Genomic DNA, 13,712 nt, shown 5'->3' with positions numbered 1-13,712 from the left:
GAATACGCGGGGGGCGGCTCCCGCCGTTAGGAGTAAAGGGATGTTTGAAAAGAAACCGCCCAAGGTGATCCGCGGGCACAATCGGAATATGCTCTGGCCGGTGCTCGGCCTGCTGGCGTTCGCGCTGGTTTTTTCGCTGGCCGTGGCCGGGATTTGGCAGAAGGTGGCCGCCGAACCGGAGGAGAGCGCGCCCTCCGTGGCGGAAAGCGCCGCGCCGGAATCGAGCGAGCCGGAGGCGTCCTCCTCCGAGCCGGAGGAGAGCAGCGAACCGGAGGCGCCGGAGAAGCCCGCGCTGCCCGATGGGGCGGTCCCCGAATCGGAGCGGGTGATGGGCACCTACTTTGACGACGCGGCGTTCGTCGGGGATTCGATCACCGAGGGGATCGGCCTCTACGGGCTCATGTCCAACACCACGGTGCTCGCGGGCACCAGCGTCAACCTTGACACCGTCTACACGCGCGAGGTCGTCAAGACGGAGGAGGGGCGCATCACGATCATGGATGCGCTTGGGCAGAAGCCCTATGCCAAACTCTACATCATGCTGGGCGGGAACGAGGCCCGGGAGGACACTGCGACCTTCATCGCCCGTTACGGCAAGCTGCTCGACGACATCAAGGCGCTTCAGCCGAACGCGCTGATCTACGTCCAGTCGATCCTTCCGGTGACGCCGGACAACATCTACAACCTGGACAACAGCCACATCGACGCCTTCAACGCGGCGCTGCTCGAGCTCAGCAAGGAGAAGGGCGTCTACTTCGTCAACGTGGCTGAGGCGCTCAAGAACGACAGGGGCGAACTGCCCGAGGAGGCCTCCCCGACCGACGGGATGCACTTTGGGCCGGAATATTACACCAAGTGGTTTGAATACCTCAAAACCCACACCGTATCATAAATAAGGAGCTGTCATCATGAAACGTATTTTAGCAGTCCTGCTCGCATCGCTGGCGGTCCTCTCGCTGGCGGCGTGCGGCAAGCAGGCGGATTCCGGAAAGCAGCCCGCGGCGGCGGACGTTGTCGCGGCGGTGGCCGGCGGCCTCGACCTCAAGGACCAGATGGTCACGGCGGACGAGACGGTCTTCTACAGCCTTTACAGTTCGCTCGACAAGGAGAAGGTCGCGGACGCGTCGATGTACATGAGCGGCACCCGCTCGACCGCCGAGGAGGTCACCGTCATCAAGGCGAAGGACGCGGCGGACGTGCAGCATATCAAGGACGCGATCGATGTGCGCATCGAGGACCAGAAGTTCTCCTACGAGGACTACAAGCCCGAGGAGATGACCAAGATTGACGGCGCGCTCGTGCTGACCCACGGGAACTATGTCCTGCTCGTCATGGCGGACGACACCTCCTCCGTGGAAAAGACCTTTGAAGCGCAGTTCTGACTGCCGGACGCCCCCGTGGGAACGTACCGTTCCCGCGGGGGCTTTCTCGCGGTCCAGTTTTACGCAATTTTGACGGTATTGACCCGGATTTTCGGAAATCAGGCCGATTTGGCCGGTTTTTGCGCGGCTAGGCGGAAGAGGGTCCGGATTGCGGGAATTTGCGCTTGCAATCGGGGAATCATGTGCTATAATGGGAAAGGCGTCAAACGGGCGCCGGATATGGAATTTGAACCGATCAAACAGTTTGGAGGTGCCGATGTGAACCCTGACCCGGGAAGTACCCGCTGGTGGAAGCTCTGTGTCAAAAAACACAATATCGTCAGGGGCGCATCCCACCGTGCTTAGAAGCCCCTGAGAAAGGGGCCATTCTATGCTGAATTTCTATAAGACGGTGGACAACCGCATCCTCAAGATCGACGCGCCCGAGCCGGGCTGCTGGATTTCGGTCGTCAGCCCCACCGAGGCGGAGGTCGCCTACCTGACCGGCGACCTCGGCGTGGAGCCCGATTTCGTCCGGGCCGCGCTCGACGAGGAGGAGAGCTCGCGCATCGAGAGCGAGGAGGACCAGACCCTCGTCATCGTCGACTATCCCTCCGCCGAGGAGCAGACCGACGAGAACAAGACGCTGCTCTACACCACCCTGCCGATGGGCATCATCATCACGCGGGACTATGTCATCACCGTCTGCCTCAACGACAACCTCACGATCATGGACATGGCGGAGGGCCGCGTCAAGGGGCTGCAGACCTCCCTCAAGACCCGCTTTCTGCTGCTGACGCTGCTGCGCATCGCCGCGCGCTTCCTCATCTACCTCAAGCAGATCGACAAGCTCTCCTCCACCACCGAGAGCCGCCTGCACCAGTCGATGCGCAACAAGGAGCTCATCCAGCTGCTCGGGCTGGAAAAATCGCTTGTCTATTTCTCCACCTCCCTCAAATCGGACGAGGTCACGCTCGAAAAAATCCTGCGCGGCCGTATCATCAAGCTCTACGAGGAGGACGAGGACCTGCTCGAGGACGTGCTGATCGAGGTCAAGCAGGCCATCGAGATGTGCAATATCTATTCGGGCATCCTCTCGGGCATGATGGACGCCTTCGCGTCGGTCATCTCCAACAACCTCAACATCGTCATGAAGGTGCTCACCGCCATCACGATCGTCATGGCCATCCCCAATATGGTGTTCAGCTTCTACGGCATGAACGTTTCGGGGCTGCCGTTCCCCGTCTGGTGGGTGCCGATCGTCATCTCGCTGATCATTGCCGGCATCGGCACCTTCATCCTCGTCAAGAAGGATATGTTCCACTGAACGTCCGCCGCAAGGCAGAAAAAGAGCCGCCCAGATGGGCGGCTCTTTCAATTCTCGTTTACAGCCCGTGGCAGGCCTCGCACTCGGTGATCGTCCCGACGATCGGGTCGGGGTCGACGCCGTTTTTGCGGTAGTAGTCGGCGAGCGCCGCCTTGACCGCCTGCTCGGCCAGCACCGAGCAGTGGATTTTGCTTGCGGGCAGGCCGTCGAGCGCCTCGACCACCGCCTGATTGGAGAGCTTTAGCGCGTCTTCGATGGTCGAGCCCTTGATCATGTCGGTGGCCATCGAGCTGGTCGCGATCGCCGCGCCGCAGCCGAAGGTCTTGAACTTCGCGTCCTCGATGACGTCGTCCTTGATTTTGAGGTACATCTTCATGATGTCGCCGCATTTGGCGTTGCCGACCTCGCCCACGCCGTCCGCGTCGGGGATTTCTCCGACGTTGTGGGGGTTGGCGAAATGCTCGAGCACCTTATCCGAATATAACATTCTGCATCCAGTCCTTTCTATGCTTAGACCCTAAAGGCTTTTTTACCGGTTTGGATATCCTCCCACAGCGGGGACATCGCGCGGGTGCGTTCGACGACCGATTTGACCGCCGCGATGATCTGCTCGACGTCGTCGGGGGTGGTCCAGTCGGTGATCGTGAGGCGCAGCGAGCCGTGCGCGACCTCGTGGCAGAGCCCCAGCGAGAGGAGCACGTGGCTCGGGTCGAGGGAGCCGGTCGTACAGGCGGAGCCGGAGGAGGCGCACACCCCCTGCATGTCGAGCCCCAGCAGGAGCGCCTCGCCCTCCGCGCCGACGAAGGAGAGGTTTGCGTTGCCCGCGAGCCGCCGTTCCCGGTCGCCGTTGAGGCGGGAGAGGGGAAGGGTGAGCAGCTCGTCGATGATGCGGTTGCGCAGCGGGGTGACCTTGGCGATCTTGGCGGGGATGTCGGCGCAGGCGATTTCCATCGCGCGGCCGAGTCCGATGATCGACGCGACGTTTTCGGTGCCGGCGCGGCGTCCGCGCTCCTGCTCGCCGCCGTCGATGAGGTTGGGCAGCAGGATGCCCTTCCTGATGTAGAGGGCGCCGATCCCCTTGGGGGCGTGGATCTTGTGGCCGGAGAGGGAGAGCATGTCGATCTTCTGGGCCTGCACGTCGATCGGAACGTTGCCGACCGCCTGCACCGCGTCGGTGTGGAACCAGACGCCCCGTTCGCGGCAGAGCTCGCCGATCTCGGGGATCGGCTGGATGGTGCCGATCTCGTTATTCGCGTACATGATCGTCACGAGCGCCGTGTCGGGGCGGATGGCGTCCGCGACCTGCTTCGCCGTGACGAGGCCCCGCTCGTCCACCGGCAGGTAGGTGACCTCGAAGCCCTCCTTTTCGAGGGCCGCGCAGGTGTGCAGCACCGCGTGGTGCTCGAACACCGTCGTGACGATGTGTTTTTTGCCCTTGGCGGCGAGCTTGTGCGCCGCACCCTTGATCGCCCAGTTATCGCTCTCCGAGCCGCAGCCGGTGAAGTAGATCTCGTTCGGCTGGGCGCCGAGCGCGGCGGCGGCCTTTTTGCGCGCATCCTCGATGGCGAAGCCCGCGCTGCGCCCGAGCTCGTAGATGCTCGACGGGTTGCCGTAGCCCTCGGTGAGCCAGGGCATCATCGCCTCGAGCACCTCGGGGGAAATCTGTGTTGTCGCGGCGTTGTCCGCGTATACAAACCGTTTCATTCGCTTACCACCATTCTATCCGGAAATGTAAGGGTTGTTTTTGATTACGCCTCTATTGTATACCGATAAAGTATATTTTGCAAGGGGTTCCGCGAAAAATCACGGATTTTCCCGCACCTTTTCGATCGCGGCGACCGCGAGCGCGTCGCACCGCTCGTTTTCGGGATGCCCGTTGTGCCCGCGCACCCAGCGGAAGGTCACGTCGTGCTCCGCGAGGAGCGCGAGCAGCCGCTTCCACAGGTCGGGGTTCTTGACCGGCTCGCCGGGGGCGCGCATCCAGTTTTTCTTCTGCCAGCCGTAGACCCAGCCCTTGGAGACCGCGTCCGCGACGTATTTGGAATCGGTGGTGATCGTGACAGTGCAGGGCTCCTTGAGCGCCGATAGCGCCATGATCACCGCCGTGAGCTCCATGCGGTTGTTGGTGGTCTGCATTTCGCCGCCCGAGAGCTCCTTCTCGTGCCGCCCGAACCGCAGGACCGCCCCCCAGCCGCCCGCGCCGGGGTTGCCCGAGCAGGCGCCGTCGGTAAAGATTTCGACCTGTTTACGCATCCATTCCTCCGTGCCGTGAAACTGCCGGTTTCCCGGCGATAGACACCGGAAAATATTGTAGACGATTTTGCTCTTTTTTACAAGGGGCGCGGCCGTTTTTTTGCGCCCGGACGGCCGGGAAAGTGTAAAGATGGGGGATTTCGTCCATACTAGCGGTAAATCTGTTTATACGGAGGGTTCCCCATCTGATGAAAGCGGTCATTATGGCGGGCGGACAGGGCTCGCGCCTGCGCCCGCTCACGGAAAACGTCCCCAAACCGATGACGCGGCTGTGCGGCCGCCCCGTCGTGGAATACATCCTCGAGCTGCTCGCGGAAAACGGGATCTTTGAGAGCGTGCTCACCCTGCAGTACCTGCCCGAGCGGCTCACCGGCCATTTTGAGGGCGCGGAGTTCGCGGGGGTGAAGCTCTCCTTCTGCGAGGAGGAGGCGCCGCTCGGCACGGCGGGCAGCGTCAAAAACGCGCTCGGCGCGCCCGACGGCCCCGCGCTCGTCATCAGCGGCGACGCGCTCTGCGACTTCCCGCTGCGTCAGGCGGCGGAGGCGCACCGGGAGAGCGGCGCGGCGGTCACCATCGTGACCGCGAAGGTGGACGACCCGCGTGAATACGGGCTGGTCGTGGCGGACGAAACCGACCGGATCACCGGCTTCGTGGAAAAGCCCTCCTACGCGCAGGCGACGAGCGAGCTTGCCAACACCGGCATCTATATCCTGTCCCCCGAGGCGGTCAATATGATTCCCGAGGGCCGGAAATTCGACTTTGCATCCGATCTCTTCCCCGCGATGCTCGAGCGGGGGATGCTTCTCAAAAACTGCACCCTGTCGGGCTACTGGTGCGACATCGGAGATCTCGGGGCCTACCGGCGCGCGCAGGCGGACCTGCTCGCGGGGCGGGTGCGCTGCCGTCTGCGCGGGGAACGGGACGCCGCCGGCAACTACTTCGCGGGCAGGCGGCCCGCCGGCCGCTACGAGCTGACGCCGCCCGTGTGGGTCGGCGAAGGGGTGCGGATCGGCGGCAACGCGCAGGTCGGGGAGGGCAGCGTGCTCGACGACGGCTGCACCGTCGGCGCGGGCGCGCAGGTGCGGGGGAGCGTGCTGCTGCCCCGCAGCGTGCTCGGCGAGCACGCCGCCGCCGAAGGCGCGGTCCTCTGCCCCGGCGCGGCGGTCAAGTCGCGCGCCCGGCTCGGGGAGGGCGCGGCGGTCGGCGAAGGCGCCGCCGTCGGCGCGGGCGCGGAGATCCGCGCGGGCATCCGGGTCGCGGGCGGCGTGAAGGTCCCGGACGGCGCGGCCGTCTCCGACCATCTCTCGGCAAAGGGGGGCGCGGCCTGCGCCTTCGACGACGAGGGGATGTGCGGCGAGGTCGGCGTGGAGCTGACCCCCGAGCTTGCCGTGCGGATCGGCTGCGCGGTCGGCACCCTCGCCAAGGGCCGCCCGGTCGGCGTGGCGACGGGGGACGCGCGGTGCGCCAAGGTGCTCGGCGCGGCGCTCATCGCGGGGGTGCGCTCGACCGGCGCGCCGGTGCTCGACTTCGGGAGCGTCTTCGAGGCGCTCTTCGGCTTCGCGATGGGCTACAATGCCCTGACGCTGGGGGTCTACCTCTGCGCCGGGGAGCAGAACGCGATCAAGGTGCTCTGCGAGGCGGGGCTGCCCGCCACCCGCCGGGTCGAGCGGGAGATCGAGCTGGCGCTTTCGCGCGGGGAGTTCGCCCGCGCGGGGGCGGACGGGTTCGGCGACTGCGTGGACATGAGCGGCATCGGGGTCATGTACCTGACCGAGCTGCTGCGGCAGGCCCCCGACGGGCTCGACGGGATGCGCGCGCGGGTCGCCTGCGGCAACGCCGCCGCGGGGCGGCTGCTCTCCGACGTGCTGACGAAGCTCGGCTGCGAGATCGCGGAGGCGGCGGCGCTGCAGCTCACCCTCTCGGAGGACGGGCGGCGGCTGGAGCTCTCGGAGGGGGAGACGAAGCTCGGGTGCCACCGGGCGGTGGCGGCGTGGTGCCTCGCGCAGTTCGAGCAGCAGGAGGACGTCGCGGTGGAAAACGACTTTCCGCGGGCGCTCGACACGCTGGCCGGCGAGCGGGGACGGCGGGTCTACCGCTACCTGCTCTGTCCGGCGGACGGCTCGGACGCGCAGGGCAGGAAGCTCGCGGCGCGCCAGCAGTGCGCGCGCGACGGGCTGATGCTCGCCGTGCAGCTGCTCGCGCTCATGAAGCGCGGGGGGGGTTCGCTGCGCGAGCTCGACCGGCAGCTCCCGCCCTTTGCCGAGGCGGAACGGATGGTGCCCATCCGGACGCCGCCCGCGCGCGCGCTCGGGCAGTTTGCCGGGGAACGCGCGGGGGAGGGGGTCGTCGTGCGGGGCGACCGCGGCGTCGTGCTGCTGCGCCCGCGCAAAAACGGCGGCGCCATCCGCGTCTTCGCGGAGGCCGCGAGCTGGGAGATCGCGGAGGAGCTCTGTGCAGATTTTACCAGGCGGCTGGAGGGCTTGCTTGACAAAGAGGGGGAAATCGGGTAAAATGTATAATAATCATGTGTTCGGTTTACGCATTTTCACAATGCGTTTGATGGTAGAAGAATTCGGCTGACGGAATTTCATCGCCTATTCTCTCACTGCGATTGATGTCCTTTCCGGCGGGGATGCTGACCCGTTTCGTGGATTGGGCATGACCGGGTAAGCAGTTGGAGGATGGGTTCTGATTTTGTGATCTTTTCTGCCGGATTTTGATAAGAGCAGTTGCTAATTGCATAAAACATGGAGGTACATTTGTGACAGATGAAAAAAAAGTCGGTGGTAAATTGACCGACGAACAGCTCGGCCTTGGGCTTGACGCGCTCGAAAAGCGTTCGGTCGTCGAACGCGGCGCGCAGAAGAAAAAGCCCCGGCAGCCGGTGAAAGAGGCCGCGGCCAAGCTGATCCAGAAGGCGCTCCCCAAAGCGGAGACGCCGAAAAAAGCCGCGCCCAAATCCGCTGAGAAGCAGGGGAACGGCGCCGCCAGGGCGCAGAATGAAAAACAGGACGCGCCCCAGAAACAGCAGAAGCAGCCCAAGCAGGGCGCCAAGCAGCAGGCGGGCAAACAGCAGGCCCCGAAGCAGCAGGCTCCCAAGCAGGCCGCGAAACAGCCCGCGGCCCCAAAGGCCGCGGCTGCCAAGCAGGCGCCGAAGGCGCCGAAAAAGCCTTCCAGGGGCGGCAAAAAGGCTCCGGTGGTCGTCGGCGCGACGATCGAGCTTTCCGAGCCGGGCAAGGCCCGCCAGGCGGCCGAGGCGCGCCAGGACGCGGCCAAACAGCAGGGCCGCAGGCGCAAGGGCCAGAAGGAACAGCGCAAGACCCCGGTGCGCGTCATCCCTCTGGGCGGCCTTCTGGAGGTCGGCAAGAACGTGACGGTCTACGAGTGTATGGATGACATGTTCCTCGTCGACTGCGGCATGACCTTCCCGGATGAAAACATGCTGGGCGTCGACCTCGTGCTGCCCGACTTCACCTATGTGATGAAAAACCGCGACAAGGTGCGCGGCATCGTCATCACCCACGGCCACGAGGACCACATCGGCGCGCTGGCCTACTTCCTCAAGCAGCTAAACGTCCCCGTCTATGCCACCCGGCTGACCCTCGGGCTCATTGAGAACAAGCTGCGCGAGCACGGACTCTACGGCAAGGTCAAGCTCGTGCAGATCGCTCCGCAGGAGACGATCAAGCTTGGCTGCTTCGAGGTCGAGTTCATCCGCGTCAACCACTCGATCCCCGACGCGGTCGCGCTGGCCATCCACACCCCGGCGGGCGTCATCATCCAGACGGGCGACTTCAAAATCGACTATACGCCGATCATCGGCGACATCATCGACCTCGCGCGGTTCGGCGAGCTGGGCGGCAAGGGCGTGCTTGCGCTGCTGTCCGATTCGACCAACGCCGAGCGCCCCGGCTTCACCCCCACCGAGGTGACGGTCGCCGAGAGCTTCGACAAGCTCTTCAAGCAGGCGGAGCATAAGCGGATCATTGTTGCGACCTTCTCGTCCAACATCCACCGCATGCAGCTCGTCTGCGAGGCGGCCGCGAAATACGGCCGCAAGGTCGCCGTCTCCGGCCGCAGCATGGTCAACACCGTGCTCGTCTCGACCGAGCTCGGCTACCTCAAGCCCCCCGAGGGCGTCATGATCGACATCGACGACATCAACCGCTACCGCCCCGAGGACGTCGTCCTCATCACGACGGGCAGCCAGGGCGAGCCGATGAGCGCGCTTTCGCGCATGGCGTCGGGCGACCACCGCAAGGTGTCGGTCACTGCGAACGACTTCATCATCATCAGCGCCAACCCCATTCCCGGCAACGAAAAGACGGTCGGCCGCGTCGTCAACGACCTGATGCGGCTGGGCGCCGACGTGATCTACGAGCGGATGTACGAGGTGCACGTCTCGGGCCACGCCTGCCAGGAGGAGCTGAAGATCATGCTCGCGCTCACCAAGCCGAAGTTCTTCTTCCCGGTGCACGGCGAGTATAAGCAGCTCAAGCGCCACGCCGGCCTCGCGCTGGCGATGGGCATCCCGCCCGAAAACATCTTTATCGGCGAGAACGGCCACGTCTTCGAGCTCGACGGCGTGTCGGTCAAGACGGGAGAGATCGTCCCGTCCGGGCGCATTCTCGTCGACGGCCTCGGCGTCGGCGACGTCGGCAGCATTGTGCTGCGCGACCGCAAGCATTTGGGCGAGGACGGCCTCATCGTGGTGGTCACCACCATCGACGGGACCAACGGCCAGATCGTCGCGGGCCCGGACATCATCTCGCGCGGCTTCGTCTACGTGCGCGAGGCGGAGGATATGCTCGCCGAGGCGCGCACCGTCGCCAAGCAGACGATCGAAGGCTGCACCAAAAAGCATGTCAGCGACTGGGGCAACCTCAAAACGCAGGTGCGCGATTCCCTTTCCTCCTATTTCTACAGCCGCACCAAGCGCAGCCCGATGATCCTGCCGGTCATCCAGGAGGTCTAGGGCGCGCGTGCTTTTGGCTCCCGACCAAAAGCACGTTAAGGAGGGGCGGGACTGCCCGGCCCGATGGGCCGGGGCGGCGCTCTGCGCCGACGCCCGCCCGGCGCGCCTCATGGAGGGGGCCGGGTCGTCCCCCTCCATGGACCACCCCCTGATGAACTGCATGCAGAAGCGGCCGCCCGATTGGGCGGCCGCTTTGTTGCGTGGTCGGAAGATTTAGATAAAGGGACGAATGGGCGGGGGAGGACCGGATCGGCGGGAGCTAATAGGCGAGGGCGGGGTCGAGCTTTTCCGCCCACAGCTCGCCGAGCGCGGCGAGGTCGGCGCGGAACTCATCGGGCGTCTGGGTCTCCTTCTGGGTGAGCTCGTCGAGCACCTCGAAGACGAAGGCGTCCCTGCCGCACGCCTTCCAGTCGGCGGAGAGCTTGTGCCAGTTGCAGCAGTCGGTCATTTGGGAAAACTCGAATTTGCCCTTCGAGCCGGAGAGGTTCGTTTCGGCGGCCAGCAGGTAGCGGCCGTTCTGGGTGTTGCGGATGATGTAGACGCCGCCCGAAAGGGGACGGCTCTTGTAGGCGTTCAGCAGCTCCTTTTTATGCGCGTCCATCAGTATCCCATCTCCTTTAAGAGCCGCGCGAGGACGGAAAACCGCTCGCCGAGGCGTTCCCCCTCGTCGGAGAGGGCCTGGCTGAAGAGCTTGATGTCCTCCCCGATCATCGGGTTTTCGGTGCAGACCGAGACGGTCATCGCGTCCCCCTCGAGCCCCACCCGGTCGATGACCGGGTGCTCCGGGTCGTAGAATTCCGGGTGGCGGTAGCTCTCCTCGCGGAAGAACTGGCAGGCGCGGGCGGTGAGGATGGCCAGGTCGAGCACCCGGTGCAGGGGCAGCTCCTCCGACTGGCGGGACCATTTGCCGCCCGTGTGGCGCCACACCTTGGCGGAGATGTCGAGCTTCCCGCGGTCGTTCCACTGGGCAAGCCCGAGGGAGAGGCCCTTGGCGTCGGTTCCGGGGAAGCGGTGCTCATCGATCGCCTCGTAGTCCTCGACCGCGATGACGGGTTTATGTTTTAACGTTGTTGGGATGTTCATGGGAAATCCTCCATTTACTAAATTAGTCATTTACTAATTTGAATTATAGCAGAGGCGCCCTCGCCTGTCAAGCGGCAGGTTGTGGATTGCAACAGACGGGTGGACGTGATATAATAGTCTATGTATGAGTGGGCCGGTCCCGCTTGGGAAACCGACAACATCGTTACAAACGAGGTTTTGAAGTGAAGAAAAGTAATCATCCGTTCCAATCCTTTTTGCTGATCGCAATCGGGTGCTGCGCGGCCGTCACGGTGGCCACGCTGTTCTTCAATATCCGGCTGTTTTATATCTGCGCGTTCGTCACGGTGGCGTGCGCGGTGCTGCTCGTGTGGCAGGTCCAGCTTGCCAAGCGGCAGATCAGCCGCTTCCTGGTCACGATGGGGCAGACGCTGACCACCGTGCAGCAGGACGCGCTGACGGGGTTCCCCATCCCGGTGTTCGTGTGCAGCGGGGAGGGGGAGATCGTCTGGTGCAACCGCCTCGGGCAGAAGGAGATCCTCGGGGAGGAGAACTGCTACGGCAAGAGCATCTACACCATCCTGACCGGCGTGGACATCACCCGGACCTGTCCCGAGGGCGGCTACGACACCGAATACAAGGGGCGGTTTTACGCCGCCTACGTGGCGCGCGCGGTCAGCGAAGAGGAAGAGCTCTACATGGTGTACTTCTTCGAGAACACCGAGCTCAAGCGCTACGCGCGCGAATACTTTGAGACCCGCCCGTCGGTCATGCTGATCCTGGTGGACAACTACGAGGAGCTCCAGCAGAACATGAAGGACAACGAGCGCGCGCGGGTGATGGGCCAGATCGAATACGCGGTGAGCAAGTTCGTCACCGACAGCGGCGGGCTGCTGCTCAAGACCGAGCGCGACCGGTTCACCGCGGTGATGGAGGAGCGAAGCCTGCGCGGCGTCATTTCGGCGCGGTTCACCCTGCTCGAGCAGGTGCGCGCGATCGAGACGGAGACCAAGATGGTCCCGACCCTGTCGGTCGGCGTCGGCCGCGACGCGGCCACCCTGGAGGAGAGCGAGCGGTTCGCGCGCCAGGCGCTCGATATGGCGCTCGGGCGCGGCGGCGACCAGGCCGCGGTGCGGGGTGCGTCGGGCTACGAGTTCTTCGGCGGCGTCTCGAGCGGCATGGAGAAGCGCACCAAGGTCAAGACGCGCATCGTCGCGACCGCGCTCGCCGAGCTGATCTCCGGCAGCGACAACGTGCTCGTCATGGGCCACCGCGCCGCCGACCTCGACTGCTTCGGCGCGTCGGTGGGCATCATGAAAGCCGCCCGCCTCATGGGCAAGGACGCCTACGTCGTCATCCGCAGGAGCACCAACCTCGTGACGCTCGAATATGAGCGGCTGCTCCAGAACGGATTCGAGGGGATGTTCCTCGAGCCGGAGGACGCGCTGCCCAGAATCACCCGCAAGACGCTGCTCGTCATCTGCGACACCCACGTCAAGCACATCCTCGAGTCGGAGGCGGTCTTCGACGCCTGCAAGAACGTCGTCGTCGTCGACCACCACCGCAAGATGGTCGGCCACATCGACAACGCCGTCATCTTCTACCACGAGCCCTACGCGTCGAGCGCGTCGGAGATGGTCACCGAGCTGGTGCAGTATTTCGGCGACAAGCTGCGGCTCGGCCGCCCCGAGGCCGAGGCGCTGCTGGCGGGCATTATGCTCGACACCAAGAACTTCATCATCAAGACGGGGGTGCGCACCTTCGAGGCCGCGGCCTACCTGCGCAAGATCGGCGCGGATACGGTGGAGGTGCGGCGGATGTTCGCCCTGTCGATGGAGAGCTACCAGCGCCGCGCCAAGCTGGTCGCCAACGCGGAGGTCTACCGCGGCTGCGCGATCGCCGTGTCGCCCGACCGCGACGCGCCCGACATCCAGGTGACGGCGGCGCAGGCCGCGGACGAACTGCTCGGCATCATCGGCGTGCAGGCGTCCTTCCTCGTCTTTGAGATGAACGGCGGCGTGTCGATTTCGGCGCGCAGCATGGGGCAGCTCAACGTCCAGATCATCATGGAAAAGCTGGGCGGCGGCGGGCACCTCACGATGGCGGGGGCGCAGCTTTCCGGCATGCCGCTCGACGAGGCGTACCGCAGGCTGGTCGCGGCGATCGACCAGTACTTCGAGGAAAACAGCAGAAATTAGTCCCGGAAGGCGCCCGCGCCCGACGGAGATCGCATTTGGCAGGCCCCCGGAAGGGGGCCGGAAGGGAGACGGAACAATGAAAGTGATTCTGACACAGGACGTCAAGGGAAGCGGCAAGAAGGGGGAGCTCGTCAAGGTTTCCGACGGGTACGCCCGCAATTTCCTGCTGCCCAAGGGGCTGGCGATCGAGGCGAGCGCCCAGGCGCTCGGCGAGATGAAGGCGCGGCAGGCGTCGGTCGAGCACAAGGCCGCGGTGGAAAAGCAGGCGGCCCAGGAGATGGCCGGGAAGATCGGCGGCAAGACGGTGAAGATCGCGGCCAAGGCGGGCGCGAACGGCAAGCTGTTCGGCTCGGTCACGAGCAAGGAGATCTCCGAGGAGCTCTCCCGCCAGTTCGGCGCGCAGATCGACAAGCGCAAGATCGTCATGGATTCCGACATTAAGGCGTTCGGCAGCTACACCGTGCAGGTAAAGCTGCACCCGGGCATCGCGGCGGACGTCTACGTGGTCGTCGGCGAAGCGGAATAACCGGATGCTGTGAGGGAAGGAGGGGCTGCGT

At 64.6% G+C, this 13,712-nt stretch carries 12 protein-coding genes; 7 read left to right on the top strand and 5 right to left on the bottom strand.

The annotated features are described in order from the left end of the window. Positions 1–40 precede the first annotated feature (40 nt). The 3 genes from RCI06_RS01170 to RCI06_RS01160 all read left to right on the top strand — a co-directional run bounded on the left by RCI06_RS01170 (position 41) and on the right by RCI06_RS01160 (position 2,688). Positions 41–892, top strand: a complete 852-nt coding sequence (locus RCI06_RS01170; RefSeq protein WP_101550211.1) for a GDSL-type esterase/lipase family protein — start codon at positions 41–43, stop codon at positions 890–892. A 16-nt stretch (positions 893–908) separates the two neighbouring features. After that, entirely contained in the window at positions 909–1,382 is a 474-nt protein-coding gene (locus RCI06_RS01165) for a DUF4358 domain-containing protein (RefSeq protein WP_306573696.1), read from the top strand. Between the two features lie 370 nt (positions 1,383–1,752). Further along, positions 1,753–2,688: a magnesium transporter CorA family protein gene (locus RCI06_RS01160; protein ID WP_101550215.1), complete on the top strand. Its 936-nt coding sequence runs from the start codon at positions 1,753–1,755 to the stop codon at positions 2,686–2,688. A 58-nt stretch (positions 2,689–2,746) separates the two neighbouring features. On the opposite strand, the gene nifU is transcribed toward RCI06_RS01160, so the two are convergent. The 3 genes from nifU to rnhA all read right to left on the bottom strand — a co-directional run bounded on the left by nifU (position 2,747) and on the right by rnhA (position 4,941). Continuing rightward, entirely contained in the window at positions 2,747–3,175 is a 429-nt protein-coding gene (gene nifU, locus RCI06_RS01155) for a Fe-S cluster assembly scaffold protein NifU (protein ID WP_306573694.1), read from the bottom strand. 23 nt (positions 3,176–3,198) lie between these two features. Further along, positions 3,199–4,392, bottom strand: a complete 1,194-nt coding sequence (gene nifS / locus RCI06_RS01150) for a cysteine desulfurase NifS (RefSeq protein WP_306573692.1) — start codon at positions 4,390–4,392, stop codon at positions 3,199–3,201. Positions 4,393–4,491: 99 nt separating this feature from the next. After that, entirely contained in the window at positions 4,492–4,941 is a 450-nt protein-coding gene (gene rnhA, locus RCI06_RS01145) for a ribonuclease HI (RefSeq protein ID WP_101550221.1), read from the bottom strand. A 188-nt stretch (positions 4,942–5,129) separates the two neighbouring features. On the opposite strand from rnhA, the gene RCI06_RS01140 reads away from it, so the two are divergent. Beyond that, on the top strand, positions 5,130–7,451 hold the full coding sequence (locus RCI06_RS01140; RefSeq protein WP_306573690.1) for a sugar phosphate nucleotidyltransferase: 2,322 nt from the start codon (positions 5,130–5,132) through the stop codon (positions 7,449–7,451). A 251-nt stretch (positions 7,452–7,702) separates the two neighbouring features. Next, complete coding sequence (locus RCI06_RS01135; RefSeq protein WP_288234159.1) at positions 7,703–9,916, top strand: ribonuclease J; 2,214 nt, start codon at positions 7,703–7,705, stop codon at positions 9,914–9,916. A gap of 259 nt (positions 9,917–10,175) precedes the next feature. Here the strand turns inward: RCI06_RS01135 and RCI06_RS01130 are convergent, their stop codons facing one another. Next, entirely contained in the window at positions 10,176–10,517 is a 342-nt protein-coding gene (locus tag RCI06_RS01130) for a GIY-YIG nuclease family protein (RefSeq protein ID WP_306573688.1), read from the bottom strand. Beyond that, positions 10,517–10,999, bottom strand: a complete 483-nt coding sequence (locus RCI06_RS01125; protein WP_101550226.1) for a DUF6530 family protein — start codon at positions 10,997–10,999, stop codon at positions 10,517–10,519. The genes RCI06_RS01130 and RCI06_RS01125 overlap by 1 nt, the downstream gene beginning before the upstream one ends. Positions 11,000–11,181: 182 nt before the next feature. Between RCI06_RS01125 and RCI06_RS01120 the strand changes: the two genes are divergently transcribed. Next, a complete protein-coding gene (locus RCI06_RS01120; protein ID WP_276873283.1) occupies positions 11,182–13,155 on the top strand; it encodes a DHH family phosphoesterase in 1,974 nt (657 codons plus the stop codon). A 76-nt stretch (positions 13,156–13,231) separates the two neighbouring features. Next, positions 13,232–13,681 (top strand): 50S ribosomal protein L9, encoded by a 450-nt coding sequence (rplI, locus tag RCI06_RS01115; RefSeq protein WP_101550231.1) that lies wholly within the window; start codon positions 13,232–13,234, stop codon positions 13,679–13,681. Positions 13,682–13,712: the final 31 nt, after the last annotated feature.

The organism is Anaerotruncus massiliensis (ex Togo et al. 2026) (genome assembly GCF_030825285.1).
GTDB lineage: Bacteria > Bacillota > Clostridia > Oscillospirales > Ruminococcaceae > Anaerotruncus > Anaerotruncus massiliensis.
Note: the sequence above shows the minus strand (reverse complement) of the source record. Positions and strands in the feature narration are given on the sequence as shown.